General features: G+C 65.8%; 29 protein-coding genes and 3 pseudogenes. 14 read left to right on the forward strand and 18 right to left on the reverse strand.

All coding sequences use genetic code 11. The features are described 5' to 3' along the window. Positions 1-49 precede the first annotated feature (49 nt). Positions 50-967 carry a poly(ethylene terephthalate) hydrolase family protein gene (locus tag GNX96_RS19205; RefSeq protein ID WP_163569137.1) on the forward strand — a complete coding sequence of 306 codons (918 nt, stop codon included), beginning with the start codon at positions 50-52 and terminating at the stop codon, positions 965-967. Between the two features lie 2 nt (positions 968-969). Here GNX96_RS19205 and GNX96_RS19210 read toward each other — a convergent pair whose 3' ends face one another. Beyond that, entirely contained in the window at positions 970-2,001 is a 1,032-nt protein-coding gene (locus GNX96_RS19210; RefSeq protein ID WP_163569138.1) for a hypothetical protein, read from the reverse strand. A 103-nt stretch (positions 2,002-2,104) separates the two neighbouring features. Between GNX96_RS19210 and GNX96_RS53170 the strand changes: the two genes are divergently transcribed. The 5 genes from GNX96_RS53170 (at position 2,105) to GNX96_RS19230 (ending at position 5,590) form a co-directional block, all read left to right on the forward strand. After that, entirely contained in the window at positions 2,105-2,269 is a 165-nt protein-coding gene (locus tag GNX96_RS53170; protein ID WP_279580818.1) for a hypothetical protein, read from the forward strand. Continuing rightward, entirely contained in the window at positions 2,266-3,966 is a 1,701-nt protein-coding gene (locus tag GNX96_RS19215) for a serine/threonine-protein kinase (RefSeq protein ID WP_163569139.1), read from the forward strand. Before GNX96_RS53170 ends, GNX96_RS19215 begins: the two co-directional genes overlap by 4 nt. A 363-nt stretch (positions 3,967-4,329) precedes the next feature. Then, on the forward strand, positions 4,330-4,914 hold the full coding sequence (locus tag GNX96_RS19220) for a 13E12 repeat family protein (RefSeq protein ID WP_163569140.1): 585 nt from the start codon (positions 4,330-4,332) through the stop codon (positions 4,912-4,914). Positions 4,915-4,937: 23 nt separating this feature from the next. Then, positions 4,938-5,171 (forward strand): hypothetical protein, encoded by a 234-nt coding sequence (locus GNX96_RS19225; RefSeq protein WP_390624064.1) that lies wholly within the window; start codon positions 4,938-4,940, stop codon positions 5,169-5,171. A gap of 14 nt (positions 5,172-5,185) precedes the next feature. After that, a complete protein-coding gene (locus tag GNX96_RS19230) occupies positions 5,186-5,590 on the forward strand; it encodes a hypothetical protein (RefSeq protein ID WP_279580819.1) in 405 nt (134 codons plus the stop codon). Positions 5,591-5,986: 396 nt separating this feature from the next. Here GNX96_RS19230 and GNX96_RS19235 read toward each other — a convergent pair whose 3' ends face one another. From GNX96_RS19235 to GNX96_RS19245, 3 genes are all read right to left on the reverse strand, one after another. Then, on the reverse strand, positions 5,987-6,433 hold the full coding sequence (locus tag GNX96_RS19235; RefSeq protein WP_279580820.1) for a hypothetical protein: 447 nt from the start codon (positions 6,431-6,433) through the stop codon (positions 5,987-5,989). After that, positions 6,379-8,478 (reverse strand): glucosidase family protein, encoded by a 2,100-nt coding sequence (locus GNX96_RS19240; RefSeq protein WP_163569143.1) that lies wholly within the window; start codon positions 8,476-8,478, stop codon positions 6,379-6,381. Before GNX96_RS19240 ends, GNX96_RS19235 begins: the two co-directional genes overlap by 55 nt. A 75-nt stretch (positions 8,479-8,553) precedes the next feature. Next, a complete protein-coding gene (locus tag GNX96_RS19245; RefSeq protein WP_163569144.1) occupies positions 8,554-9,135 on the reverse strand; it encodes a dihydrofolate reductase family protein in 582 nt (193 codons plus the stop codon). A gap of 135 nt (positions 9,136-9,270) precedes the next feature. Between GNX96_RS19245 and GNX96_RS19250 the strand changes: the two genes are divergently transcribed. Continuing rightward, positions 9,271-9,900, forward strand: coding sequence for a GrpB family protein (locus GNX96_RS19250; RefSeq protein ID WP_163569145.1), 630 nt, complete (start codon positions 9,271-9,273; stop codon positions 9,898-9,900). Here the strand turns inward: GNX96_RS19250 and GNX96_RS19255 are convergent. Both GNX96_RS19255 and GNX96_RS19260 read right to left on the reverse strand, forming a co-directional pair. Next, positions 9,808-10,251 carry a hypothetical protein gene (locus GNX96_RS19255; protein ID WP_163569146.1) on the reverse strand — a complete coding sequence of 148 codons (444 nt, stop codon included), beginning with the start codon at positions 10,249-10,251 and terminating at the stop codon, positions 9,808-9,810. The genes GNX96_RS19250 and GNX96_RS19255 overlap by 93 nt on opposite strands. A 52-nt stretch (positions 10,252-10,303) precedes the next feature. Continuing rightward, positions 10,304-11,231, reverse strand: a pseudogene (locus GNX96_RS19260) (SDR family oxidoreductase). A 115-nt stretch (positions 11,232-11,346) separates the two neighbouring features. Here GNX96_RS19260 and GNX96_RS19265 point away from each other — a divergent pair. Together GNX96_RS19265 and GNX96_RS19270 are read left to right on the forward strand one after the other, a co-directional pair. After that, a complete protein-coding gene (locus tag GNX96_RS19265; RefSeq protein ID WP_279580821.1) occupies positions 11,347-11,898 on the forward strand; it encodes a TetR/AcrR family transcriptional regulator in 552 nt (183 codons plus the stop codon). A gap of 76 nt (positions 11,899-11,974) precedes the next feature. Continuing rightward, on the forward strand, positions 11,975-12,358 hold the full coding sequence (locus tag GNX96_RS19270) for a hypothetical protein (protein WP_163569147.1): 384 nt from the start codon (positions 11,975-11,977) through the stop codon (positions 12,356-12,358). 6 nt (positions 12,359-12,364) lie between these two features. Here GNX96_RS19270 and GNX96_RS53175 read toward each other — a convergent pair whose 3' ends face one another. From GNX96_RS53175 to GNX96_RS19300, 7 genes are all read right to left on the reverse strand, one after another. Beyond that, a complete protein-coding gene (locus GNX96_RS53175; protein WP_279580822.1) occupies positions 12,365-12,655 on the reverse strand; it encodes a DUF6069 family protein in 291 nt (96 codons plus the stop codon). Further along, complete coding sequence (locus tag GNX96_RS53180) at positions 12,604-12,822, reverse strand: hypothetical protein (protein WP_279580823.1); 219 nt, start codon at positions 12,820-12,822, stop codon at positions 12,604-12,606. The genes GNX96_RS53175 and GNX96_RS53180 overlap by 52 nt, the downstream gene beginning before the upstream one ends. Positions 12,823-12,889: 67 nt before the next feature. Continuing rightward, positions 12,890-13,570 carry an alpha-isopropylmalate synthase regulatory domain-containing protein gene (locus GNX96_RS53185; protein WP_279580824.1) on the reverse strand — a complete coding sequence of 227 codons (681 nt, stop codon included), beginning with the start codon at positions 13,568-13,570 and terminating at the stop codon, positions 12,890-12,892. Further along, a complete protein-coding gene (locus GNX96_RS53190) occupies positions 13,546-16,167 on the reverse strand; it encodes a serine aminopeptidase domain-containing protein (protein WP_279580825.1) in 2,622 nt (873 codons plus the stop codon). The genes GNX96_RS53185 and GNX96_RS53190 overlap by 25 nt, the downstream gene beginning before the upstream one ends. A gap of 95 nt (positions 16,168-16,262) precedes the next feature. Then, a complete protein-coding gene (locus GNX96_RS19290; RefSeq protein WP_163569148.1) occupies positions 16,263-16,838 on the reverse strand; it encodes a PadR family transcriptional regulator in 576 nt (191 codons plus the stop codon). Positions 16,839-16,928: 90 nt separating this feature from the next. Further along, positions 16,929-17,135 (reverse strand): CGNR zinc finger domain-containing protein, encoded by a 207-nt coding sequence (locus tag GNX96_RS19295; protein WP_279580826.1) that lies wholly within the window; start codon positions 17,133-17,135, stop codon positions 16,929-16,931. A 138-nt stretch (positions 17,136-17,273) separates the two neighbouring features. Continuing rightward, on the reverse strand, positions 17,274-17,489 hold the full coding sequence (locus tag GNX96_RS19300; protein WP_279580827.1) for an ABATE domain-containing protein: 216 nt from the start codon (positions 17,487-17,489) through the stop codon (positions 17,274-17,276). 172 nt (positions 17,490-17,661) lie between these two features. Between GNX96_RS19300 and GNX96_RS19305 the strand changes: the two genes are divergently transcribed. Next, entirely contained in the window at positions 17,662-18,399 is a 738-nt protein-coding gene (locus GNX96_RS19305; RefSeq protein WP_279580836.1) for an alpha/beta fold hydrolase, read from the forward strand. 31 nt (positions 18,400-18,430) lie between these two features. Here GNX96_RS19305 and GNX96_RS19310 read toward each other — a convergent pair. After that, a pseudogene (locus GNX96_RS19310) lies at positions 18,431-19,539 on the reverse strand (branched-chain amino acid aminotransferase). 448 nt (positions 19,540-19,987) lie between these two features. Then, complete coding sequence (locus GNX96_RS53195) at positions 19,988-20,200, reverse strand: hypothetical protein (protein WP_279580828.1); 213 nt, start codon at positions 20,198-20,200, stop codon at positions 19,988-19,990. Between GNX96_RS53195 and GNX96_RS19315 the strand changes: the two genes are divergently transcribed. Genes GNX96_RS19315 through GNX96_RS53205 form a run of 4 tightly spaced genes read left to right on the forward strand, consistent with a single transcriptional unit; the run spans position 20,175 to position 23,600 of the window. Then, positions 20,175-21,170, forward strand: a complete 996-nt coding sequence (locus GNX96_RS19315) for a glycoside hydrolase family 16 protein (RefSeq protein WP_279580829.1) — start codon at positions 20,175-20,177, stop codon at positions 21,168-21,170. The genes GNX96_RS53195 and GNX96_RS19315 overlap by 26 nt on opposite strands. Beyond that, entirely contained in the window at positions 21,170-22,249 is a 1,080-nt protein-coding gene (locus GNX96_RS19320) for a ricin-type beta-trefoil lectin domain protein (protein WP_163569150.1), read from the forward strand. The genes GNX96_RS19315 and GNX96_RS19320 overlap by 1 nt, the downstream gene beginning before the upstream one ends. Next, a complete protein-coding gene (locus GNX96_RS53200; protein ID WP_279580830.1) occupies positions 22,246-22,788 on the forward strand; it encodes a ricin-type beta-trefoil lectin domain protein in 543 nt (180 codons plus the stop codon). The genes GNX96_RS19320 and GNX96_RS53200 overlap by 4 nt, the downstream gene beginning before the upstream one ends. Then, positions 22,728-23,600, forward strand: a complete 873-nt coding sequence (locus GNX96_RS53205; RefSeq protein ID WP_279580831.1) for a chitinase — start codon at positions 22,728-22,730, stop codon at positions 23,598-23,600. Before GNX96_RS53200 ends, GNX96_RS53205 begins: the two co-directional genes overlap by 61 nt. On the opposite strand, the pseudogene GNX96_RS19330 reads toward GNX96_RS53205, so the two are convergent. The 3 genes and pseudogenes from GNX96_RS19330 to GNX96_RS19340 form a co-directional block, all read right to left on the reverse strand. Further along, positions 23,601-24,622: pseudogene (locus GNX96_RS19330) on the reverse strand (3-isopropylmalate dehydrogenase). A 156-nt stretch (positions 24,623-24,778) separates the two neighbouring features. Beyond that, on the reverse strand, positions 24,779-25,198 hold the full coding sequence (locus GNX96_RS19335; RefSeq protein ID WP_163569152.1) for a hypothetical protein: 420 nt from the start codon (positions 25,196-25,198) through the stop codon (positions 24,779-24,781). Positions 25,199-25,783: 585 nt separating this feature from the next. Continuing rightward, positions 25,784-26,324: ACT domain-containing protein (locus tag GNX96_RS19340; protein ID WP_163569153.1), on the reverse strand; the 541-nt coding region annotated here is incomplete at its 5' end.

Raw genomic sequence — 26,324 nt, forward strand, 5'->3', positions numbered from 1 at the left:
CCGCAGAAAGGCAACACTCCGTCATTTTCGACCCTTGAAGGGCAGAGCCATGTCCAAAACAAGCCACATCAGGCTTCGGCACGTACTCACCGTCACCGCGGCCGCCGCCGCGATCCTGCTCGGATCGCTGTCGCCGGCCAACGCCGCCACCTATCCCGTCGAATCCGCCTACACCGCGGCCGGTCCGTACGCGACCACCACCGGCACGGTCGGCAGCACGTACGACCTCTACTACCCCAGCAACTACGCGACGCTCGGCTTCAAAAGCCCGATCATCACCTGGGGCAACGGCACCAACGCCAACCCGACGATGTATTCCACGCTGTTGAGCCATCTCGCCTCGTACGGCTTCACCGTGATCGCCTCCACGCTGCCGAACACCGGCAGTGGCAACGAAATCGACGCCGCCGCGCACTACCTGGTCACCCAGAACAGCACGACTGGCAGTGTTTTCAACGGAAATCTCGACATCCATCACGTCGCCGCGGTCGGACACTCGCAGGGTGCCGGTGGCGCCACCCGGGCCGCCACCAGCGACCCGGCGCTGATCACCACGCTGATGACCTTCTCGCTGCCCAACACCATCTGGGTCGGCTCCAACCCGGACTGTCCGACCGCCAGCGACTGCATGTACAACCCGGCGCAGGTCACCCAGCCGGCTTTCCTGATCAGTACGCACGGCGGCGCGGACGGCATCATCGCCAGCCCTGCCACCGAAAAAGGCTACTTCACCAGTCTGCCGGGCCATGGCGCGCTCGGCATTATCCAGAACTCCGACGGCAAGGCCGCCGACCACTCGGCGTCCCAGGACATCGCCTCCGGCGGCACTCCGGATGGGCTGCTCGGCTACGCGACCGCTTGGCTCACGTACCAGCTTCGCGGCGACACCACCGCCGCCGGTGCCTTCACCGGCGCCCATCCGGAGCTTCCCACCAACACCAACTGGCCTGGCAGCGCCGCGAAATAACCCTACTGGCCGTTCCAGGTGGCCAGCACGCGGAGCTTGTTCCACGGAATGTGGTGCAGTGCGCCGGTGGAGCCGTCCAGGCCGACGTTGTCCAGGATCCCACCGTCGCGCATGCCGTTGCCGGGGCGTTGCCACGGCGACCGGCTCGGGTCGGTGAGGTCGTCACCGGCCACTCCGATGCCACTGATCGGACCCGGGCCGCCACTGTCCAGGATGTAGCCACCGTATTTCTGCATGGCGACACAGATCATCTTCTCTCCGGCGGACGCGCCGGAGAGGGTGTCGCACTGAACCGACGGATCGAGTTGCATCCGGGCGCCCATCGGCAGGCAGCTGTTTCCGGAACCATCGCCGTCTGATTTACCAGCGGGCGCACGGAAAGCGCGGCAGCTCTTGGTGGAGGTGAAATAGAGGGCGTGCTCGATCGAGCCGGTTTGAATCTCGCTGTTGAGAATGAAACCGCTGCCCGCCTGCACCTCCGCGCCGGTGCCAACGCCCTCGGTCTTGGACGCCGCACCGCCACCGCTCGCGGCCGGCCAGTTGCCACCGCAGGAGCCGTTCCACTGCCCGCTGGACTTGCTCGCTCCCCAAATGGACTTGATGGTGCCGTCGTCCTTGTTGTGTACGACGATCCACTCGTCACCTGGAGCCGGCAGCTCGCGAGTCGCGTACGCGGGAATGTGGATGCTGCCGCCGACCGAACATCCCCAGTCGCTTTCGCTGAAAGACGGGTGATAAACCGGATCGCTGTTGCTGGCGTCGTAAATGGTGATCTGCCACTGCGGGCCGTTGACCCGTGGAGTGTTGCTGCCCATGGTGGCGACCATGGAGGCCGAGTGGGAGTCGAGCTTGGGATTGGCCGGGATGGCGGATCGGAAGTAGTTGGTGGACCCGTCCGTACCGGTGAACAACTCGGCCGGGCCGGGCTGGCGCGCATCCCAGGCATCGGCCCCCGCGGTGGTGCCGAAACCGGCCACCAGAGCGATGGCTCCGACGGCGGCCACCGTTCGCGTCCAGCGTCGTACCGTGTCCATACGAACCTCCCTTTTCGTCGCGTACCTCGCTATTCGATCCTTACCGACGCGAGATGGGAGACGTCCCGAGAAACGATTTCCGGCTGCCTGGCACACTGTCCGGGTGGCGAGTGGTCAGCTGATTGCCGGGCGATATCGGCTCGAGAGCGAGCTTGGCGCGGGTGGGATGGGCATCGTCTGGCTCGCCACCGATCTCGAACTTCGCCGGAAGGTCGCGCTGAAGCGATCACAGACCGGTGACGCCGGCCAGATCCGGCGGAGGCCATGATCGGCGCCGGGCTGACCCATCCGCATGTGGTCACCGTGTTGGACGTGGCGGTCGACGGCGACGACCGCTGGCTGGTGATGGAATACGTGCCGTCGCGCAGCCTCGCGGAGGTGCTCGCCAACGACGGGCCGCTGCCACCGAACCAGGTCCGCAGGATCGGGGTCGAGCTGGCCGGCGCGCTCGCGGTGATGCACGCGAAAGGCATGGTGCATCGGGACATCAAGCCGAGCAACGTGCTCATCGCGCAGGACGGCACCGCGAAACTGACCGACCTCGGCATCGCCCGCTGGGCGGAGGCGACGCTGACCGGCGGTGCGTACGCGGGTGGCACCGCAGCGTACCTGGCCCCGGAAGCGGCCGACGACCACGAAGCAGGCCCGGCCTCGGACATCTTCTCGCTCGGCGCCACCCTGTTCGCCGCCGTCACTGGCGGCTCGCCGTGGGGCGGTTCGGGTCCGGCAGCGCAACTGCGCCGGGCCGCCGCGTACGACCTCGAACCGATGCCGCCGACCGGTGGCCTCGCCCCCGTGCTCGGCGCGTTGATGGCCAAACAACCCGCGCGCCGGCCGACCGCCGACCAGGTGCAGGGCCTGCTGAGTGGGGACACCACCGACCGCGTCTTTACCCCGGGGCGTCCGCACCGGGGGCGGTTGGTGCTGGTCAGCGCGGTGGTCGTCGGAGTCATGCTGGTGAGTGCCGGAGTCTTCGCGGCCATTCGGCATCGAACACCCGCGGCGCCTTCGAAGCCAGCCGCCGCCACGTCCCCGGGCGCCCTCGGCGATCCGCGTACGGCCGACCCGTGCGCGCTGCTCGTACCCGGCTCGCTGGCCCGATTCGGCAAGGTGGCGCTGGAACCCAACTACGGAAATTTCAACCACTGCGATCTCACCGTGGACACCACCGGCAAGAGCGACATCATCGACGTGTCGCTGGAATTCCAGCTGCCAGAAGAATATCCGGCTGTGCCACCGGTGCCCGGCAAGCTCGGCCAGGTGCAGCCCGTGCCGCCGACCGAGAATCGCTGCCAGCGCAGCATCGCGTTGCCCAACCTCTATCTCGTGGTGATTTCGGCCCGGCAGGTGCATAACCAACCCGCGCCGTTGTGCGGCGCGGCTGAGGCTGTCGCACTGGGCACGTACGGACTGCTGGCGAACGGGCCCATCCCGCACCGGCCGGCCTATAAATCTCCTTCCACCGGTGCCCTGGACGCGTGCACTTTGTTGTCCGGCAAGGAAATTTCCACCGCGATCGGCGCGGCCGTCAGTGCCGAACCCGACTACGGAAACTGGACCTGTTACTGGGAACACGGCGGCAGGCAGGTCACCGTCTCCTTCGGCCGGGAATACCCGTTGGAGGGCGATCCACCGGACGGGACCAAAACAACCGTTCAGCGGACGCCTCGCGTACGTGGACACCTCCACCAACGACGGCCGCCGCGACGAATGCGATCTCACGCTCGTACATCGGCGCTACACGCCCACTGTGGCGTCCGAGAAAGGCACCCCGCCCCAGCGCGAGGAAACGGTCATCGTCAGCCTGGAGAACAAAGACACCAGCAACGTTCAGACCGAATGCGCGGCCGCCACCGTACTAGCCAGCGCGCTGGTCGCTCGGCTTCCCCATTAGGTCCTGCCTGGTTATTCCGGTGGGGGGGTGTCGTAGTGGACTTTCCCCGGACGTGGCCGATGGGCTGGTGATACGGCTGGTCAAGTGTTAGTCGGACGGTTGCTGCGCAATATGGGCCTGTCGCCGGGGCGACCGTTTGTGGCGGGCAGACCTGGAAGAGCGACGAATATTCCTCCTCTGTCGCGGCTGCGAAGAGACCGGTGCGGTGGTGTACTTCGCCCGACGAGGCCCTGGATCAGGTCCGATTTTCACAGTGGCACCATGTGGGGACGAATGGGCGTCAGTACCGCTTCGTAGGAAACAAGCAGTTGAGTATCGGGCCAGAGCGCGCTTTGAAATACGAGTTCTCCACAGGGGGTTAAGTGGTCCGTTTCTTATCCACAGAAACGAAAACTGACGCCCCGGCTGTCGGTAGCGGCCAGTAAAATTGGGTCATGAGCAGAAAACGAAGGCGACCGGAATTCACCGACCCGAACAAGCAACCGTGGCGCACCATGCCACCGAGCTGGGTCCCCCTGCAAATGCTGGAAGAACTCGACCGGTACGGCCGAGCCGACGCTGACACCGCGCTGGCCGCGATCGAAACACTGGACAAGGTGATCTCGTATACGCAGGCGATGCAGATGCGGTTCATGGACCGCTTCACCAACGCCCGCCCAGCCGTCGGCGCACCTTTCTCCAATACGCGGCCGGTGAAATCGCGCGCATCACTGACCTGGAGCCTGTCGGCCGCTCAGAAGCGGTTGAATTTGGCGTACCAACTGGTCCATGAGCTGCCGGGCACCATGGCTGGGATGTCTCACGGTGACCTTGACCTGCGTAAGGCGTTCACGTTCGCGGACCAGGTCGGCCACCTCTGCCCTGAGGACGCTCGGAAAGTCGAAGAGACGGTGCTGCCCGGCGCGGACTCCAAGACGCCTCGATCGATCCGAGACAGGGCCCGGCGGGAGGTCATCAAAATCGACCCCCAGCAGCCGCCGAAACCCGCCGCAAAAAGCTCGTCTCCGAGAGGCGAGTAAAAAAACAACCCTGCGAAGACGGGATGGCTCTGCTGGGCGCGTTCCTGCCCGCCGAATCAGCGGAGGCGATCTACCGTCGCATCGACACCATCGCCCGCAGCCTTAAAACCAAAGACGAGTCCCGCACCATGGACGCACTCCGCGCCGACGCCCTCACCGACCTTTGCCTGGGCGTCCCCAGCAACGTACGCACCAAAATCGAACTCCGCGTAGACGCCACGACCTTGATGGGCCTGGACACAACCCAGCGATCTTGAGTGGCTATGGTCCGATGACCGCGCAACGCGCACGCGAACTCGCTGGAGATGACACCAGTGAGTGGTACCGAATCCTCACCGACCCAGTCAGTGGTGTCGTGATCGACCACGGCCGTACGCGCTATCGCCCCACCAAAGCGCTACGGGACCTGGTCAACGCACGGGACCAGCGATGCTGCGGACCCGCCTGCAACCGGCCCGCGGCGACCTGCGAGTTCGACCACACCATCCCTTTCCGCGATCCGGAAGGGAAGACCGCGTACGACAGCGCTGGGCCGGCCTGCAAGTTCCATAACGACATCAAAGAACACGGCTGGACCGTCACCCAACCCACACCAGGACGATTCCTGTGGACCAGCCCCACCGGACGCACCTACGACGTCACACCAAACGACCAATACCCACCACCACCGTTCTAACGGCAGGAACGGCGCCCGGTGAACCCGGGCTCACCACCGCCAACGAGAGTCGTGAGTCAAGCACGTCTACTACCAAGACGGGGATGTCATAGTGAGCTTTCCGACGACGGTGGGCCGGAATCGACTTGGTTTATGGCTGTTTATCGCCAACCACAGGACCGCCTGGCACTGGGTGCTGGCCCGTCCGCGGTTGACAACTGGCTTGCTGACTACCGGTACGAGGATAGGCCCAGCCCGCTAGTGACAGTAGATCCTCGCCTGCTCGCCGCCAAAATTGGCGACCACCGCGGTCCGACGGTTGCTGCACAAATGAGCCAACAACCTCCCACACCGCCAAATGCTCTTCCGCCAACCACCCTGCGCCACGCCTCAAATGTCCCTTAACCCACTACCGGCTTAGTAGGCCAGTACGAGTGTGAGGTTTCCGGAGCCGGGCACGGTCGCTTCCAGGCCACGGGTCGTACGTACCACCTCAGGCTGGACCGGTTTTCCGTTGAGGGTGGCCGATTTCACCGAAGCGCCGGTCGGCAGCACCGCCCCGATCGTCATCTTCAACGGGCCGCTCGCGGTAACCGTGATCGTCTGTCCAGACTCGACGGCGGTGACCGACACCGCGCCGGTGCCGACTCGGATGTTGTGACCGGAAATCCGCTGTTGCCCAGCCGGGATTTGCGGCACCACCCGGATCCAGCCATTGCCGGCGTCCGGGTCCACGCCGAGCTGCTGGTGCACGACCGGCCAGAGGATCCCGTACGAACCCCACGCCTGCAACACCATCGAACGCTCCGTCAACTTCTTGTCAATATTTGCGCCGAAGTCCGGGCTCGGCGCGATCTCCGGCATCGCCCCAGGCATTTCCCCCACAGCGTCGGATCGAGCTGCACCCGAGCGATGTCGGTCGTGTAGCGAGCCGCTGAGCGCCCATAGTTTCCCTCTGCCACCGCCATAATCGACGTTGTCAAGGTAAAAGCCTCCCGGTCGGCCGCGACACTGGAAACCGCGATGTCGCACGAGGCACCCTTGTTGCCGGCCGGGTCACTGGTGGGCCCGGTGCCAGTGTGGAAGAGGCCGAGATCGCCGCTGTAACAAGGCTTTTCGTGCTGGGTAAGGGTCGCCACCGCGTGATCGGTGGAGGCGATCGGCGTACCGTCGGGCAGCGTGGCTTCGGCCGGAGTGAGTCCGATCCAGTGCCGCTGGAAAACCTTCGTGTTGCCCGGATCGGCGAGCGAGTCCGCGTACGACTGCGTGTCGCCGCCGTTCCACCACGCGTTTTCGAACCGGTGCATTAGGTTCGCCACCTTCGCCGCCGCCCAGCGGGCGGTGGCGTTGTCGCCCTTCGCGGTCGCCAGGTCAACCAGATCGGCCAGCCCGCGGATCGTGTAGACGGTGTTGTCGAGCTTCTCCGCGCCCATCCCCGGCCGCTCAACATTTCCCAGCCCTTCCGGCCAACCGTCGCCGTCCGCGTCCAGGCTGGTCACATATTTCATCGCCCGTACCGAAGCGTCGTACATGTCGTCGAGGAAATGCCGGTCCCCACTCCACCGCCACACCAACGCCACCGCGCTCGGGAACTTCGCCGACTCGTCGGTGTTGCCCGCATCGGCGTTGGCCCCGAAGTAGACCTGCCCATCAGGGGTCACCTCGTGGACGATCTTTCCGCTGCGGCTGTTGACCTTGTCGCTGACATCGCGCAGCGATCGCAGGTGCGCCTCGATGTTCTCAAACTGGCCAGCGGCCACCGCGGCGAACGCGGTGTATTCCCCGTCCGTACCGAAAAGCCAGCTGTAATCCGGAAACCCCGCAGCTATCCAGCGAGCCGAGTCGAGCGTGCCTACCGGCGCGGGATAGACCGTGCCACCGTTGGTCGGGCGCAGTTGCAGATTATGTGTCTCCTGCACGGCATCGGCCAGATTTTGTTTGGTCCACTCGACGCTCTGCGCGAGCAGCGGATCACCCGGCAGGTCCACCACGGTACGCGCGTCGACCGCCTTCCGGGCGGTCAGCTTGGCCTCAAATTCCGCGTCGGGATCGCGCAGGACACGCGAAAGTGTGCTCTGCGCGGCCGCTGGCCCGGTGTCCGAGCCGGCCACCGCGAACCACACGGTCAGCGGTTTCCAGGCAGCCAAAGTGATCCGGTAGTCCAACCGACCGCCGGCGCCGTTCCCGTACGCGGTGTCGTCGCATCGCGCCGGCAGGTCCGCAGTGCCCGGTCCGGAGGCCGGGCACCTCACCGGCGGATCCTGCGGACCGCGGAAATCATTGCCCACCTGCGACGAGACCGGGGTCAGCGACGATCCCACCGACGCGGCCCAGTCATGTTTGAGTTGATTCGGGCCCGGTGGCGTACCCACATCGCGGAACAGCAACGCGTTGCCGGAAACACTGGCGGTGTCCGGCAAATTCACTGTCGTCTGCGAAGGTTTGGTCTCTCCCCATGGATACATGCCCATGAGCTCGGAATGCGCGTCGACGGACAGCGTCAACGTGCGGGTTTGGCTGCTGCTCAACGTGAGACCGACCAGCCCGGCCCGCTCCCCGTCGGGATCCTCATCCGTACGAGTGATGCGCAGCCCGTCGTTGGTCGGAAACTCGGTCCGGACATATCCCCAACCCGACCGCATCCGGTTCGCCGCCGGCAACCACTGTCCATCAACCCCGAACCACAACCCGTCCAACACCTTGATCGGTGGCGCGAAGAAACCGCCCATCTCTCCACGGGTATGGAATCCGGCCGCCGGATAGCGGCCGTCTGCCGTTCCCATTGACCAGAACCGGTCGCCGGTGACCAGCATCCGCCGATCAGCCAGACGTGTCGTGACCGCTAACTCAGGCGTACGCGCCGCAGCGGCAATCACCGGCGGTGGAGCCAAAAACGCCAGTGCGAGCATGGCGGCGAGACCTGCGGAACGTTTCCCTGGGCCCATGGCCACTGGACTTTACCCGCAGTCGGGTCCAGCCACCCGTCAGCGGAGGACGCGATAGCGAAGGTGAGTGGCAGCTGGGGTGTCGATCACTCGGACGATGTCCAGCTCGATCCGCGACGGCAACACGTCGAACATTCGTCGGCCGCTGCCAAACAGCACCGGGATCTGGTGGATCTGCAGTTCGTCCAGCACCCCGGCCTCCAGCGCCCGTTGTGCCGTGTACGCGCCATGCACCAGCACGTGCCGATCCCCGGCGGCGGCCTTCGCCTGGGCCATCGCGCTCTCGATCCCGTCATTCACGTACGTCACCATGGGATAGTTGGCGACCGTCGGCCCGGGCGGCCGGTGACTGGGCACAAAAATCGGTACCCCACTATGGTCACCACCCCAGTGATCGACCTGCTCTACGGTACGCCGCCCCGCCAGCACCGCACCGTGGTTGTGGAACTCGTCGAACAACTCCGCCGCCGGCCCATCCGGCCGGACAAAATTGCCCGCATCAGACACGAACCAGTCGTGCAGCCGCATAAAGTCGTCGCCCCCGGGGTTGCCCGGCTCGTCATGGGGACCGGCGATATAGCCATCGAGCGACATCGACATGTAGAGCACCGATACGGACATCTCGACCTCCTGTGGTCTTGGCTTCGCAGTTATGACCAGAGACAATCCCATTTCTCATCGGTCGGCTGACGTGCGCCGCAACAACCCCGCTAAACCGACACTCGAATCGGTGGATACAGGCTTAGGGTGTTGTGGGTGATCACCGTCGTCGACTATGACCCTGCCTGGCCGCCGCGGTTCGAGGTTCTCCGGCAGGAGTACGCGCGAGCGATGGCTGCGGCTGATGTGCCAGTGGTGGCGATCGAACATGTAGGCAGTACGTCCGTGCCCGGCCTCGCCGCCAAACCCGTCATCGACTGCGACATCATCGTTGCACCGGCCGATGTCGAGGCCGCCTCGGCGGTGCTGGTGGGGCTCGGCTTCCGGCCGTTGGGAGAACTGGGAATCCCGCGGCGATGGGCGTTCAAGGAACCTGCCCGGCTAGCGGGCACCAACACCTACGTGATCGTTGAGGGCGCGTTGTCGCTGCGCAATCACCTGTGCGTACGCGACGTGTTGCGTTCCAATGCCGCGCTGCGGGAGGAGTATGCAGCGGTGAAGCTGCGTGTTGCCGCGACGGCGGCGAACATCGACGAGTACGGCCGCGGCAAAAACGCGACTATTCAGCGGATTCTCGCGGCAGGCGGCATGAACGACGCTGAACGGGCGTCGATCGATGCCAATCTGGTGCCGTCACACGAGACGCTTCCTCGCTCGTACGGATCGCCGTCGGAACAGTACGACGACAAGCAGAGTGCCGAAAAAGACCACCGCGATCACGGGTAGCGACCAGAACTTGAGAGCCGCCACCAAAACGTTCACCTCTTCGACTGCACTGTCGGGTGACGAGGTGAGGAACAGCACCAGGGAACTGGCGAACAGGCCAATGTATCCGATCATCAGCGCCAGTCCAGAGACACCGGCGGCGAGCAGCGCGATCGCCGTCGCCGCCATCGGTTGGGCGGTGTCGCGCTCGATGGCGGCGGTGGTGACTGGCAGCGGCGCCCAATGCTGACCTCGGTACGCCAGCCACTGCCGCCGCAGGTCGTTGACCTTGTCCCAACAGACCCGCCGAAATGAAGCCGTGATGCGCGGGACGACATAGCGGCGGCCCGCGGTGTCGTAAACACACCTCATCGGTTAGCCGATGCTAGGACCTGGCGGCCGAGACCAGTCTCGGCCGCGGTAGTTAGGCCGCAGGGGTGGTGAAGTAGTGGCCCTTCTCGAGGTCCTCCAGAATCCCGGGAAGAGTGGGCTGCCATCCCAGCAGCTCGCGGGTCAGCGCGGCGGACGCCGGACTGTCGAGCCCAAAAAATCCAGACAGCCAGCCAAAATGCGCCTCGCCCTGCTCCGTCGGGACGGCGACGACCGGGAGGTCGAGATGCCGTCCGATCACCTCGGCAATGGCGCGGATGGGTACGCCCTCGTCGGCGACTCCGTGCAGCGTCGATCCCGCTGGAGCCTTTTCCAGCGCCAGCCGGAAAAGGTGCGCGGCATCGAGCCGGGGTACGGCGGTCCAGCGGCTGGACCCCCATCGCCGAGATAGCCCGATACGCCCTTTTCCCGGGCGATGCCTATCAACGAGGGGACGAAGCCGGAGTCTCCGTCGCCGTGGACAGTAGGGGAAAGTCGTACGATCGATGACCGAACGCCGCGCGAGGCAAGGGAAAGTGTCAACTCCCCGTTGGCATGCCGCCCCGCCAGACCTTCGGCCCGAGCCCGGAACGGTTCGTGCCCATCCTGTTCGGTCGCTATCCGTCCCGGTGCGACCCCGAGCGTTCCCACCGCGATGACGAGGGGCCGGTCAGAACCCGCGAGCGCGTCTCCGAACGCCTCGACGGCACGGCGATCCGCCATGACGGCGCCCTGGAAGTCGCCGCTGAAAGCGATGTCGTGCTTGAAACCGAGATGGATCACGCCGTCAGACTCGGCCGCCGCGCTGCGCAGCGTGTCGAGATCATCGAGGGAGCCGCGACGCACCTCGGCGCCGGTCGCGGCGAGAGCGGCCGCCGAACCCTGCGAGCGGCGAGGCCGATGACCTGGTGTCCCGCGTCGATGAGCTCCGGTACGACCGCGGAGCCGATCCAGCCGGACGCGCCGGTGACGAAAACGCGCATGAGAATCCTCCAGAAGGTGGCCCGTCCTGCACTTGAGGATCGATGTCAGCCACTGCCATCAACGTAGCTCGAGATGTCAGTCGCTGTCATCAACTAGACTGGGAGGCATGAGTCGATGGGAGCCCAACGCGCGTGGCCGGCTGGTGGAGGCCGCCCTCACGCTGTACTGTACAGCGAGCGCGGCTTCGAACAGACCACGGCGGCCGACATCGCCCGGCAGGCCGGGCTCACCGAACGTACGTACTTCCGCCACTTCAAGGACAAACGCGAGGTGTTGTTCTGGGGCGCGGCACAGCTGGAGGAGCTCTTCGTGACCGCGGTCACCGGCGCACCTGACTCGGCGACCCCGATCGAAGCGATCGCGGTCGGCCTCGACGCCGCCGCCCACCTGTTCGAGGACCGCCGCGAAGCCTCCCGGCAGCGCCAGGCCGTGATCGTCGCGAACGCCGAGCTGCGTGAACGCGAGCTGATCAAGCTGGCGAACCTCGCCGCGCGGCGGTCGCCGGCGCGCTGCGCGACCGCGGCGTCCCGGACACCGCCGCGAGCCTCGCGGCGGAGATCGCGATCGCCGTCTTCAAAATCGGTTTCGAGCGTTGGCTCGACGACCACCGGCAGCGCGAATTCCGCTTCTTCACCCGGGAGTCGCTTGCCCAGCTCAAGACCGTGACCGCGGGCAAATAGCCGGCCCCTCTGTCCGCCCGACAGGGCGAGCCGCAGACGTTTTACCGTGGTCTGCTGGTGGGGTGATCACAGCCCAGCGAAGCGAGGTGGCGGCACCTGCGCAGTTGCTGACCCGTCAGTCGAGCCCGCTGCTCTGGAATTCCCTGCTGCTGGAAGGTGGGCTGGGCCTGCCCGCCTTGCTGATTTGGACGTACGCCAGCGTCTTCCTCAGCGATGGCTGCCTCGGCCAAACCGTGGGAAACGAGACGCTTTTCTGCCATTCGGGTACTTATCAGTGGGTTGTTTTCCTTACCGTGCCCGCTGCCTGGCTGCTCGGCCTGGCCATCGGCATGGTCGGGGTCATCTCCGACCGCAGGAGACCGGGCCGAGGCTGGCCGTGGGCGCTCGCCGCCTGGCTAACCCTGGTCACGTCGCCATTTCTTTGCGTTGTCTTGACGCTTTTGTGAGAACTCTCAGCGGCGCAGCCGGAAAGTGCGCGCACTCCTCGCGGTGCCGGTGATCAGCACCGAAACCACTATCCCCATCACCAGATCCATCGACGCGGTGGCGACCTTGCTGCCGAAATCGACGGTGAGGGTGAGCGGCAGGAGCGTCCCGATCAACGTCGCCAACCCCACCAGCCAACCGAAATACCAGGTCGGCCGGGGCACCGCGAGGGACAGCAACTGCATCACGCCGGCGGCCGCGAGGGTCAGACCGGCCGCGGCCAGGGCGTACGCGCCGACGCTGACGTCCCCCCCCACACGCCCTGTCCCTTGGGCGCCAACAAGGGCACATTGAAAATGCCACGGGCGACCAGGATCCCGGCGATGGCGACCAGTGCGGCGATCACCGCGCTCACCACCGCGCCGGCCCACAGGCGACGCGCGTCCAACCGGCCGCCGTCACCGTAATCGCGGTCGTCGCTCATCGTCGGGCGCCTCCGTCTGCCGGCCGGTTTGGCCAGTACGCCCAGATCTTATCGGCCGCGCGGGGTCTCAGCCTTTCGTGGCGCCGCGATAGCGACTAAGGCCATAGGTGAGCGCGTCGACCATGGCCCGCCATGAGGCCTCGACGATGTTTCCGTGTACGCCCACGGTCGTCCAGTCACGCTCGGCGTCGGTCGTCTCCAACAGCACCCGGGTGACCGCGTCGGTGCCCGGCCGGCCTTCCAGAATGCGCACCTTGTAGTCGGACAGGTCCATTCCCGCCAGGCTCGGATAGCGGCCGACGAGGCCTTCCCGGAGCGCCTGGTCGAGGGCGTTGATCGGACCGTTTCCCTCCGCGGTGGAGATAATGCGTTCGTTGCCGACCAACAGTTTCACGGTCGCCTCGCACGACACCCGGCCGTCGTCCCGGTGCTCGATCAGCACCCGATAGGACTCCAAGGTGAAATAGCTGGGCTTTCGACCGTCCACTTCGGACCGTACGAGCAACTCGAAAGAAGCGTCCGCGGCCTCGAATGACCAGCCTTCGGCCTCCAGGTCCTTGACCTTTTCGACCACTCGGCCAGCGGCTTCGGGGTGGCCGGCCAGATCCACGCCGAGCTCGCGACTCTTGAGCTCGACGGAGGCCCGGCCGGCCATCTCGGTCACCAGGATGCGCATGTCATTTCCGACAGTGGCCGGCTCCATGTGGTTATAGAGTTCCGGACTCACCTTGATCGCGCTCGCGTGCAACCCCGCCTTGTGGGCGAAAGCGCTGGACCCGACATAAGCCTGGTGGGTGTCGGGTGCGATGTTCGCGATTTCGGCGCGATGGCGTGTGACACCCTCACCATTTCGGTCAGGCAGCCGTCCGGCAGCACTGACCGCCCCATTTTCGTCACCAGCCCGGCGACCACCGGGAAAAGGTCGGCGTTGCCGGCCCGCTCCCCGTAGCCGTTGGCGGTGCACTGGACGTGCGTGGCGCCGGCGTCGACCGCCGCCAGCGTATTGGCCACCGCGCAGGCCGTGTCGTCCTGGCAGTGGATGCCGATCCGGAACCCGCCGCGTTCGGCGACTTCCCGTACCACCTGGGAAAGTCCCATCGGCAGCATGCCGCCATTGGTGTCACACAACACACCCACGTCGGCGCCGGCGTCGAAAGCGGCCTGCAAAACCCGAAGACCATAGTCCCGGTCGTGCTGGTAGCCGTCGAAGAAATGTTCGCAGTCAAGGAAAACCCGACGGCCTTCGGACACCAGGAAGGAAACGGTGTCACTGACCATCGCGAGGTTTTCTTCCAGGGTCGTACGCAATGCCCGCTCGACGTGCCACACGTCCGACTTCGCCACCAAGGTGACAACCTCGGTCTGTGCATCCCGAAGCGCGAGAACCTGACGATCGTCACTGGCTTTGGACCCAGCCTTGCGGGTCGCGCCGAAGGCGACCAGTTTCGCGTGTTTGAGCACCAGCTCACCCTTGGCCGCGCGGGCGAAGAACTCGGTGTCTTTCGGCATCGCCCCAGGCCAGCCGCCCTCGATGAACCCGACGCCCACCTCGTCCAGCAGCCGGGCCACCGTCAGCTTGTCGTTCGCCGAGTAGGTAATGCCCTCCCGCTGCGCACCATCGCGAAGAGTGGTGTCGAAGACGTGGAAGCTGTCGTCCATCACGGAACAGGTCCTTTCGAGGTGGCCCGGTCGGAGTTTGTACCCAAACAAAAAGACCCCCCACTGCGTGGGAGGTCTGCGCGTACGCGATGAGGCTGCGTGCGCGCTAAGTGCCAATAATGAGTCGACCGGTGTGCATGCCCAGAGTGTGCCACCGGAATCGGAACGGGAAATCCGTCCCACCATGCGGGACAGGGGCCAGATCCAGCCCGCCTTTAAACGGGAAGATCTATGACCTTCGAAGCGAACCCGGCCGCCGACTCGGACGCCGTCTGCGTTGATTACAGCAACACGGCGGTCCTGGTCGGCGGCACGAATTACACCAACGACAACATCGCGGTCTTTCGCTTCAAAGAAGGACGCCCTACCCCTCAGGATTTCGCCTGGACCTGGGTGCCGATCCACGGGCCGAGAGAGTCGGCGCCGTTGGAGAGCACTCCGAGGTGCGTACGACCTGGGATGGTGCCGAGCGTCGGCTTCACCTGGTGGGCCTTCGCCGCGTACGCGAGTTCCTTGGCGGGGTTGAAAACCTCGTCCTGCGAGCCGATCCAGACCCCGAGCGGCTTGTCGAGCCCGGCCAACACGTCCGCACTGTTGGCCGGGTTCTGCGCCACCGCCATGGTGACCGTGTAGCGGTTCACCAGGTGGGCGCTGGAGATCTGGTCCTTCGTGTACGCGAATCCCCCGCGCGTTCGCGTGCGCGTCGACAATTCCCTCGGTGACCGCTTCAGCGACGAAGGCGCGCTCGCAGACGGTGGCGAAGTTGGCCGCGCCGGCCTGCTGTTCGGTGTCCGAGTGCAAGCCGAAATCGGGCGCCAGGAACGCATATCCGGCCACCGTCGAGTTGATCAGGCTCACACTGTTGAGGACTACCCCGGCACCGGCCGAGTGACCGCCGACGTATTCCGGCAGATGGGGATAGCGGTCTTTCACGAAGTCCACCACGGTTTTGGTGTCCTGCCACACCTGCTGCTCGCTCGGTGCGTCACCCGGCTGACCGCCAGAGGATCCGTGCCCGCGGATGTCGACCAGATAGGTCGCCACGGCGTACTTGGCCGCGAGTTGCTTGCCGAGGTCGAGATAACCGGCCGTGCTGTGTGCGCCGGAACCGTGGTAGAAGACCAGGGTCGCGATTGGTTTCGCTGGCACGTAAGCGAAATAGGCCAGCTTCACGCCGTCGGTGGCCGGCACGTACCCGCTGGGCGGAGTATCGATCGGCGCGTCGCCGACTTGGCTCTGACTGAGCCCGCCGACCGCCACCGGCGGAAAAGAGCAAGGCCAACTGGCGTACGCGACTCCGCCGCCCAGGACCACCAGCAGCACCGCCGACGTGAGGCCGACAGCGCCCAAACCCGCCACGAAACGCTGGAAACCCGAGTAGCCGGCCCGCTTTTCCCGTACCACGGTGTCCCATTCGGACTGGCCAAGGTTCAGCCACTCCCGGACGTTGGTTTTGCGCAACTGCAACGCGACCACGGCCGGCAGGACGAGCGCGGCGAGGATGGCCACGCTGTCGAAGGCCACATACTGCAGGACCCGTACGACCACGACGAACGCCATAACTGTCAGCAACAGCACCGAAGTGGACCGCGCCGGCCGGCGCAGCCGGATGACCATCCAGCCGGTCGCGAGGCCGGCCACCAGCAATCCGGCGCCGATCGATCCAGTGGTAGGTGGTGCCGGCATCGGGGCCAAAGCCGATGATGCCGTTGACCAGGGTGAGGAAACTGGAGATGGTGAGCAGCACCCGCATCCAGGTGATCGCTCCAGGAGCCTTCTTGTCAGGCACGGTCATTCGCTATCCCTCGCAGTGCTTCCTCGACCTGGTCGCACCAGGCCAACGCGTTTTCGGTGTGTTGTTTGCCGTACTCATGAAGAAGCTCGCTCGTAGTCCGAGAACCTAGCTTCTGGTCGGCTTGCCAGCTCTGCGCCGGCCCCGGCGAAGCGACGTTCTTGGCGAACCATTCAAAGCTCTTGCGGCGCTCGTCGACCAGCCGGAGCACCTCGGCCGGCTCCAGTTCGGCCGCGAACATCATCTTCACCAGGTTCTCGTCGCGCATCCGCAGCGGCGCGGACGGGCTGCGGATCCACTTCGTGAGCGCCGCGCGACCAGCCGGCGTGATGTGCCATACCGACTTGGACCGGGCCCCCGGATCCTCCTGCGGCGACTCGATCAACCCCAGCTCCGCGAGCAGCTTGAGCTGCGGATACAGCTGGCCGTCGCTGACGCCCCAGAAGTACGACACGGAGCGCCGCGCGGCCTCCCGGATGTCGTACCCACTGCGCGGGTGTTGCGCCACGAAGCCCAGGATCGTCCGCGCGGTCGGCGTCAGGTCCGCCCACTCGTCGACACTCATCGGCCACCTCATATCTCTGTCAGATATATCTGTCAGAGACATTAGCAGGTCATGATCCAGACCGCTCGGCGGATCTCTGCCCGAAAAGGCCTACTTTCGGGACCTTGTCCGATGTGCACGGGCCTTCGCGCGGTTGCCACAACGACTCATCGAGCACCACTGCCGGCGGCCGGCCTGCGAGCGATCGGCGAACCGCTGGCCGCAGTCGAGGCTCCCACAGATCCGCAAACCGGCCCGGTCCTGGGTGCCAAGCAGCTGAACTGCGTCGACGGCGATCTCGGCCAGCGCGGCAACCACCGGGATCGCCGGCCGGCGTGGCCTCGACCAGCGGTGCGCCGTCGGCTCGTACGCGCAGTCGTACGAGCGCCGGCCGCCGCCTCGCCGCCCACCGGTTCACCACGTCGACCGCGGCAGTCGGCAGCGGCTCGACGTTGATCACAGCGGTGACGCAGTCGTTGACGGCCTCGCGCAGCTCGACCGCCGACGCAGCCGCGCCGCGCCAGGCTGAGCGTCGGGATATCCGGCCAGCCGCAGCCATTCGGCCAGGTTCGCCGGCGTCGCCAACAACTCCCGGCCGCCCGTCTTGCGGTCCCGGTACGTGTTCACCAGGTCCAGGCTCGGCCGCCCGCCGTCCCACCTCCAGTCGCTCACCATAACCCCATGATACGGTTAGGCAAATAACCTGTTGAAGTGGTTACGGAGGATTCGATGTCCGGCACGGCCGAGGTCAACGGCATCAAGATGCACTACCTGATCGAGGGAAACGGGCCGACGGCCGTGCTGTTGCACGGCTGGCCACAAAAACAGTCACTGCTGGCGGCACATTGTCGGCCCGCTCAGCCAAACGCACACGGTGATCGCGCCGGACCTGCGCGGCTACGGACGAACCGACAAACCGGTCGGCGGCTACGACAAACGCACGATGGCAGCGGACGTACGGGCCCTGGTCCGGCACCTCACCGACGACTCCCCCATCACCCTCGTCGGCCACGACCGCGGCGCGCGGGTCGCCCACCGCTATGCGTTGGACCACGCCGAAAACGTGTCCCGCCTGGCGGTGTTGGATATCGTCCCGACCCGCGAGGCCTGGCGGCGCGGGAACCCCAAGACCGGCCTTTGCGCGGTGCCGTGGCACTGGCACTTCCACCTGCAACGCGACCTGCCGGAGCTGCTGGTCGGGCCGAATATCCGCGGCTATCTGGAGTATTTCTTCGAGCGCTGGACATTCCAGCGGGCCGGCCTGGACCCGGCCGCGGTCGACGAGTATGTACGGTCCTTCTCCCGGCCAGGCGCTCTACGGGCCGGTTTCGAGGACTACCGGGCCGGTTTCCCGTACGACGACGATCTCGACAACGCCGACTTCGACGCAGGGCTTGGGCTGTCGATGCCGGTCCTCGCGCTCTGGGGCGCCACCGGCCTGCCGGCCCAGCTCGACGTCCTCGACGCCTGGCGGCCGTACGCTCCCGACCTGCGCGGTGAGGCCATCCCCGACTGCGGCCACTTCATCGCCGAGGAACAGCCCGCGGCGCTCTTGGCCCACCTCAACGCCTTCGCTCGGTAACCGCCTCGTGTCGGCCGCGGAACGATGTGAGTCAGACCCGGTGCATCCAGTTGTGCTTGTCGGGCGCCTTGCCGTACTGGATGTCCAGCAGCGCTTGGCGCAGCGCCATGGTCACCGGGCCGGCCTCGCCGTCGGCGATGACGAACTCGCCGTCGCGGCTGCGGACCCGGCCGATCGGGGGTGATGACGGCCGCCGTGCCGCAGGCGAAGACCTCGACCAGTGAGCCGTCCGCGGCCGAGCCGCGCCACTCTTCGACGGACACCGGTCGCTCTTCGACCGGATGCCCATGGTCGGCGGCGAGCGTGAGCAGGCTGTCGCGGGTGATGCCAGCCAGCAGCGAACCAGTCAGCGGCGGAGTGGCGAGCCGGCGACCGCCGGCACCGTCGTCAAAAGACGAAGAAGATGTTCATGCCGCCGAGTTCCTCGACCCAGCGCCGCTCCACCGCGTCGACGAACACCACCTGGTCGCAGCCGGCCTCGGTGGCCTCGGCCTGCGCCATCAGGCTGGCCGCATAGTTGCCGCCGGTCTTCGCGTCCCCGGTGCCGCCCGGGACGGCCCGCACCCGATCGGTCGACAGCCACAGGTTGACCGGCTTGACGCCCCGCGGGAAGTACGCGCCGACCGGCGACGCGATCAGGCCGTAGAAATACTGCAGGGCGGGGCGTACGCCCAGGAACTGCTCATTCGCGAACATGAAGGGCCGCAGATACAGGCTGCCCTCCGGGAAGGTCGGCACCCAGGCCCGGTCCTGCTCGACCAGCACCCGGACCGAGTCCAGGAACAGTTGTTCGGGCAGCGGCGCCATCGCGAGCCGCTGCGCCGAATACCGAAAGCGGGCGGCGTTGCGGTCCGGCCGGAACAGCGCGGTGCCGCCATCGGGCTGTCGATATGCCTTCAGGCCCTCGAAAATCTCCTGCGCGTAGTGCATGACCGCGGTCGCCGGTTCCAGGCTGAGCGGCCCGTACGGCCTCAGCTGTGCGTCACGCCAGCCGCCGTCGGCATACTGCGCGGTCACCATGTGGTCGGTGAAGACCCGGCCGAAGCCCGGATCGAGCAGCAACTCGGCGCGCCGCTCGACGGACACTGGAGTCGCGCTCGGGTGCAGACTGATGGACAGCGTTGGCGCGGCGGTGCTCATGGTGAGCGCCCCTTTCTACTCTGCGGTCGAACGCGACTTCCGACAGTGAACCTACCTCAACCGACGTTAAGGCAGATCAGGGTGCGCGTGGACGGCTGGGGGGCGAGGCATCGGATTCGATCAAGAATAGCCCGGAGGTACCTGACTGCCTGACCGTTATGCCAGAAAAGTGAAATGTTAGAAAGTTCGCGACTTTATCCTAGTCGCAAATAATGTGTCTCTGAACTGTTGCCAAGTGGGCCTTTGACTCGGATACTCTCACTTGCCAGGACACGCGAAGTTCGCGCCTATCAAAGGTTTTTCGTCCCGTACGAACTCGCCGCGCGCAGTCGGGAAAATATGCGCCCCGCCGCGCGCACGCAGGGTTCGCGAAAACCCCGTTCGGAGAGGCGGCACGACCATGCCCAAATCACGATGGTGCCTGCTCGTCGCGGCGATCCTGGCCGCGTCAGCGTTGGTGCCGCAGGGAATCCCGGCCGCCGCGGCGCGCGCCGGCCGCGGCCACCTTCACCGACGACTTCTCCGGCCCGGCCGGCAGCGGTGTCGACACCGGCAAATGGCAGCAGGAGACCGGAAACAACGCCGGCAACAACCACGAGCTGCAGTGGTACACCGGCGGTACGAGCAACGCGGCCATGGACGGCAACGGCCATTTGGTCATCACCGCCAAAAGAGAGAATCCCGGCGGCTACAACTGCTGGAACGGCCCCTGCCAGTACACCTCCGCGCGAATGAACACCGCCAACAAGTTCACCCAGGCGTACGGACATTTCGAGGCCCGCATGCAGATTCCGCGCGGCCAGGGCATGTGGCCGGCGTTCTGGATGCTCGGCGACAACATCGGCAGCGTCGGCTGGCCGGGCAGCGGCGAGATGGACATCATGGAGAACATCGGCCGTGAGCCGGGCACCGTGCATGGCACTCTGCACGGCCCTGGATACTCCGGCGCGAACGGGCTCGGTGGCGGCTACACGTTGCCCGGTGGGCAGGCTTTCGCGGACGGCTTCCACACTTTCGCGGCCGACTGGTCGCCGAGCGCGGTCACCTTCTCGGTGGACGGCAACGCGTACGAGACCCGTACGCCGGCCGACACCAACGGCAACCAGTGGGTCTTCAACCACCCGTTCTTCATCATTCTCAACCTCGCGGTCGGTGGTGACTGGCCCGGAAATCCGGACGGCAGCACGCCTTTCCCTGGTCAGCTGGTTGTCGACTACGTCCACGTAACCACCAGTGACACCGGCGGGGGCGGCGGCACCAGCGGCCGGATCGCCGGCCTCGGTGGAAAATGTGTCGACGTGGCGGCCGCGAACTCCGCGAATGGCACGCCCGTCCAGCTGTACGACTGCAATGGTACGGCCGCGCAGAACTGGACGGTCGGCTCCGATGGCAGCATCCGCGCACTCGGCAAGTGCATGGACGTGGCGGCCGCGAACCCGGCCAACGGCACCAAAATCCAGCTCTACGACTGCAACGGCAGCGCGGCCCAGCAATGGACCGTCGGCTCTGACGGCACGATCAGGGCGCTCGGCAAATGCCTGGATGCCACCAACAACAGCTCCGCCAACGGCAACCAGCTGCAGATCTGGGACTGTGCCGGCAGCGCCAACCAGAAATGGACGGTCGGCTGATGCGCAGGCGGCCGCTGATCATCGCACTCGTCGGACTTTTGTTGGCGGTGCTGGCCGTCAGCGCGACACCAGCGACGCCGGCGGATGCCTCGGATCCGGGCGGCCCGTCGGCGAGCCAGCTGCTCGCGAAAGTCACCAACTGCCAGCAGATCTCGAACGGCACGTACGCGACCGACGAGGGTGCCGGCGGCGCCATCCCGGTCTGCCAGGCCGGTGGCGCGGTGTTCTTCAAGGCGGACATGGACATCGACTGCGACGGCGTGCGTACGGCCCAGTGCAACGAGAACACGGACTGCTGCTTCTTCAATGACACGGCTTTCCACACGTCCACCGACCAACCACTGAACGCGGCCCAACTGCCCTACATCGTGCTGCCGCAGCCGTCCGGCATCTGGAACTACGAGCAATCCGGCATCGAGGGCGGTGCCGTGGTGGCGGTGATTTACAACAACCAGGTGGAATACGCGGTGTTCGGGGACACCGGCCCGGAAGACATCATTGGTGAGTCGTCGTACGCCACCGCACAGGCTTTGGGCATTGACCCCGATCCCAAGACCGGCGGAGTGGCCAGCGGCGTCACGTACATCGTCTTCCCTGGCTCCTCAGTCAATCCCATCGAGAGCCATTCCACCGCGGTTTCCTTGGGACAACAGCTGGCCACCTCGTTCGTGAACGGCTCCGGTGGCGGCGGGACCGGTGGCACCCCCGGCACGATCACCGGGCTCGGCGGCAAATGCGTCGACGTGGCCGGCGCGAACCCCGCTAATGGCACCAAAATCCAGCTCTACGACTGCAACGGGACCACTGCCCAAAAATGGACCAAGGGCAGCGACGGCACGTTGCGCTCGCTGGGCAAATGCCTGGACGTTTCCGGCGCGAACCCCGCCAACGGCACCAAAACCCAGCTCTACGACTGCAATGGTACGGCCGCGCAGAACTGGACCGTCGGCACCGACGGGACGATCCGCGCACTCGGAAAATGCCTGGACGCCGCGAACAGCAGCTCCGCCAACGGCACTGCGCTCCAGCTGTGGAGCTGCACCGGCAGCGCCAACCAGAAATGGACGGTCACGTCATGAAAAAGGCGCTTATGCTGTTGCCGGCCGTGTTCGTGGCGGTTGCCCTGACACCCGCCGCCGCGGTCGCCGCGACCGGCACGATCACCGGCCTCGGCGGCAAATGTGTGGACGTGGCCAGTGCCAGCTCGGCGAACGGCACGGCCGTACAACTCTATGACTGCAACGGCACCAGCGCGCAGTCGTGGACGGTCGGCACCGACGGCACCATTCGCGCGCTCGGCAAATGCATGGACGTGGCAGCCGCGAACTCCGCCAACGGCACCAAAATCCAGCTCTACGACTGCAACGGCAGCTCCGCACAGTCGTGGACGATCGGTGCCGACGGCACGATCCGCGGGCTCGGCAAATGCCTGGACGCCACCAACAACAGCTCGGCCAATGCAATCAACTACAGATCTGGGACTGCGCGGGCAGCGCCAACCAGAAATGGACCGCGCCGTCCGGCGGCGGCACCACTCCCCCACCGCCCAACACCTCGATGGCGGTCGCGCCCTACTACTACAACGGCTGGGGCAGCCCGCCCGACCCGCGGACGGTGATGTCGGCCACCGGAGTCAAGTGGTTCACGATGGCCTTCATTCTCAGCAACGGCTACTGCAATCCGATGTGGGACGGCGGCCGGCCGCTGACCGGAGGCGTCGACCAGGGCACCGTGAACACCGTTCGCAGCGCCGGCGGTGACATCGTGCCGTCCTTTGGCGGCGCCAATGGCGCGAACCTCGAGAGTTCCTGCAACAACGCCAACGATCTGGCCGGCGCGTACCAGAAGGTCATCAACGCGTACGGGCTGAAAGCGATCGACATCGACATCGAAGGTGGCACCTACTACGACAACGGTACGATCCAGCAGCGGGTCGTGGACGCGTTGAAGATTGTCAAGGCGAACAACGCGAACTTCACCGTCTACGTGACCTTCCCATCCGACACCACGGGTCCGGACAGCAGCATGATCAACCGAGCCGCCAGTTCCGGACTCACCGTCGACGCCTGGACGATCATGCCCTTTGATTTCGGTGCGGCCGGCCAAAACATGGCCAACCTGACGATCCAGGCGACCAACGGCCTGGAGTCGATCGTCCGCAACGCGTACGGCTACAGCGACGACGTTGCCTACCGGCACAGCGGAATCTCGTCGATGAACGGCATCACCGACTCGCAGGAGACGGTCACCGTCGGGAATTTCCAGACCATCCTCGCGTACGCGAACCAGCACCATCTCGGCCGGCTGACCTTCTGGTCGGCCAACCGGGACCGCGACTGCAACGGCGCTTACCGCAACGACGACACCTGCTCGGGCGTTTCCCAGAACTCCTGGGACTTCACCCGTACGTTCGCCCAATACGCCGGATAGTTAGGAAACGGCGGTGGCTACCCGGTCGCCCACACCTCCGCGGTGCGGAGGGGGGCGCCCGCGGTACGCGCGATGAGCTCGGCGGCGACGGCCTCCTGGACCCGCAGGGCCGCCTTGGGGTGGCCGAGGTGTTCCAGCAGCAGGGCCGTGGACAGGATGGTGGCGATCGGGTCCGCGACGCCCTTGCCGGCGATGTCCGGCGCGGAGCCGTGCACCGGCTCGAACATCGACGGGAACGCGCCGGTCGGGTTGATGTTGGCGCTGGCGGCGAGGCCGATCCCGCCGGTCACCGCGGCGGCGATGTCGGTGAGGATGTCGCCGAACAGGTTGTCGGTGACGATCACGTCGTAGCGGCTCGGGTCGGTGACCATGAACATCGAGGCGGCGTCCACATGCTGGTACGCGGTCTGAACCGCCGGGAACCGCTCGCTGACCTCAGCGAACACCCGCGACCACAGGCCGCCGGCCTGGGTCAGCACGTTGGTCTTGTGTACGAGCGTCAAATGCTTGCGTGGGCGCGCCGCGGCTCGGGTGAAAGCGTCCTCGACGACCCGCTGGACGCCCACCCGGGTGTTGATGCTTTCCTCGGTCGCGACTTCGTGCGGGAAGCCCTTCGCGAGCGTGCCGCCGGCACCGACGTACAGGCCCTCGGTGCCCTCGCGGATCACCACGAAATCGACCTCGCCCGGATGTGCGAGCGGTGTCGCGGTGCCCGGCCAGATCTTCGCCGGCCGCAAGTTCACGTAGTGGTCGAAGGCGAATCGCAGGCGCAGCAACAAACCCCGCTCCAGCACGCCCGGCGGCACGGACGGGTCGCCAATCGCGCCGAGCAGGATCGCGTCGTGCCCGGCGAGCTCGGCCCGCACGGAGTCCGGGAGCGGCTCACCGGTCCGGTGATATGCCGTCGCGCCGAGGTCGTAGTCGGTGGTCTCCACGTCCGGAAGCACCGCGGACAGCACCTTCAGCCCCTCCGCGACCACCTCGGGTCCAATGCCGTCGCCACCCACCACAGCCAGCCGCACGCCGCCCACCGCTACTACCTCCTCTTACGTCTCATCGTCGGTCTCCAGCGTACGCAGCAGATCCCATCAACCGGACATCGGTCCCATTATGTGGATGCTGCGTCAAACGCAAAGCTCGATTATCAACTGTGCACTGGACGCATCTATCAAGCCGACTTACCTTTTTGCCATGGAAGCCAACAAAACCATCGTCAGCGCGAACCAGCTCGCGCGCACACCGTCACCGCGGTCGACGTGTCCTCGCGCGAGCGAATCGCGACCATTCCCACCCCACCCGAGCCGCACATGCTGGTGTTCGACGCCCAGCGCCAGCTGCTTTATGTGGCGATTACGTATCGAGACGGCATTTACGACGCTCATGGCGACCGCAGCCACGAGATTGTCGTCATAGATCCCAAAAACTGGGCTGTCGTACGAGTCGTGGACATCTCGCCGTACGAAGGACCGCATGATCTCGCGGTGGTCGGCGACCAACTGGTCGTCGCGTGCGAATCGCACGGCGGCTGCCTGCTCCTGCTCGACCTGCCGGATTTCCGGATCTGGGGCCATATCCCGGCTGGTACGGTCGGTCCGCACTGGCTCGCCATCACACCGGACGGCGGCAAGGCGTACACCGGCAACAAAGAAGCGCCGTTCGTTTCGGCGTACGACCTCGCCAGCGGGACAATGACCGGAAAGCTTCCGATGCTGGGCGGCTCGGAAGATCTCGAAGCGGTGGGAGATCGGCTTTATGTCAGCGACCGCAGCGAAAAGCTGCTACGAGTCTTCGACACCAGCACCGACAACCTGATCAGCCAGGTGCCGCTGCCCAGGCGACCGCACCGCGTGCACGTGCTCCCCAACGGTCACGTGGTCACCTCACATTTCGGCGACAGCTGGGATTTCGAGCACCCGGACCCGGGATCGGTCAGCATCATCGACCCCGACGCCGGCACGGTCCTGCAGAACATCGGGGCGGGCGCCGGACCACTGGGAATCACTTCCGATGAAGGCATTCTCTACGTCAACAACGGCGATGGACGCCACGACGACGGTGATCGACACTCGTACGTACGAGGTCACCGGCACCATCGAAATGGACGCAGGCGCGCACGAAATCGTGGTGATCTAAAGAGAATGCCCCCCGACCAGGTTCGGTCGGGGGCCACTGTCAGTCTCGGATCAGACCTCGGTGAGGTCCACCACGGAGGCGGCCGAAGCGCCGATCGCGTGCGCGATCGCGGACAGCAGCTCCGGGCCGACGGCGGAGTCGACGGTCAGCGCCATCAGCGCGTCACCGCCGGATTCCTTGCGCGCGACCTGCATGTTGGCGATGTTGACGCGGGCGTCGCCGAGGGTGCCGCCGAGGGTGCCGACGACACCCGGACGGTCCGCGTACGTCAGGAAAAGCACGTGGCCGTCGGGCACCAGATCGGTGTCGAAGCCGTCGATCTCGGTCAGCTTCTGCACCTGCCGGGGGCCGGTCAGGGTGCCCGAGACACTCACCTCGCGGCCGTCGCCGAGAACTCCGCGGACGGTGGTGATGAGGTTGCGGTATTCAGGGCTTTCGGTGCTGGTGGTGATGCCCACGTCGACCCCGCGCTCCTTCGCGAGCAGCGGCGCGTTGACGAAAGTCACGGATTCCTCGACCACGTCAGCGAAAACACCCTTGAGGGCGGCGAGCTGCAGCACCGAAACGTCGTACTCGACGATTTCGCCGCGG

The sequence above is a fragment of the Fodinicola feengrottensis genome (assembly GCF_010993775.1).
Taxonomy (GTDB): domain Bacteria; phylum Actinomycetota; class Actinomycetes; order Mycobacteriales; family HKI-0501; genus Fodinicola; species Fodinicola feengrottensis.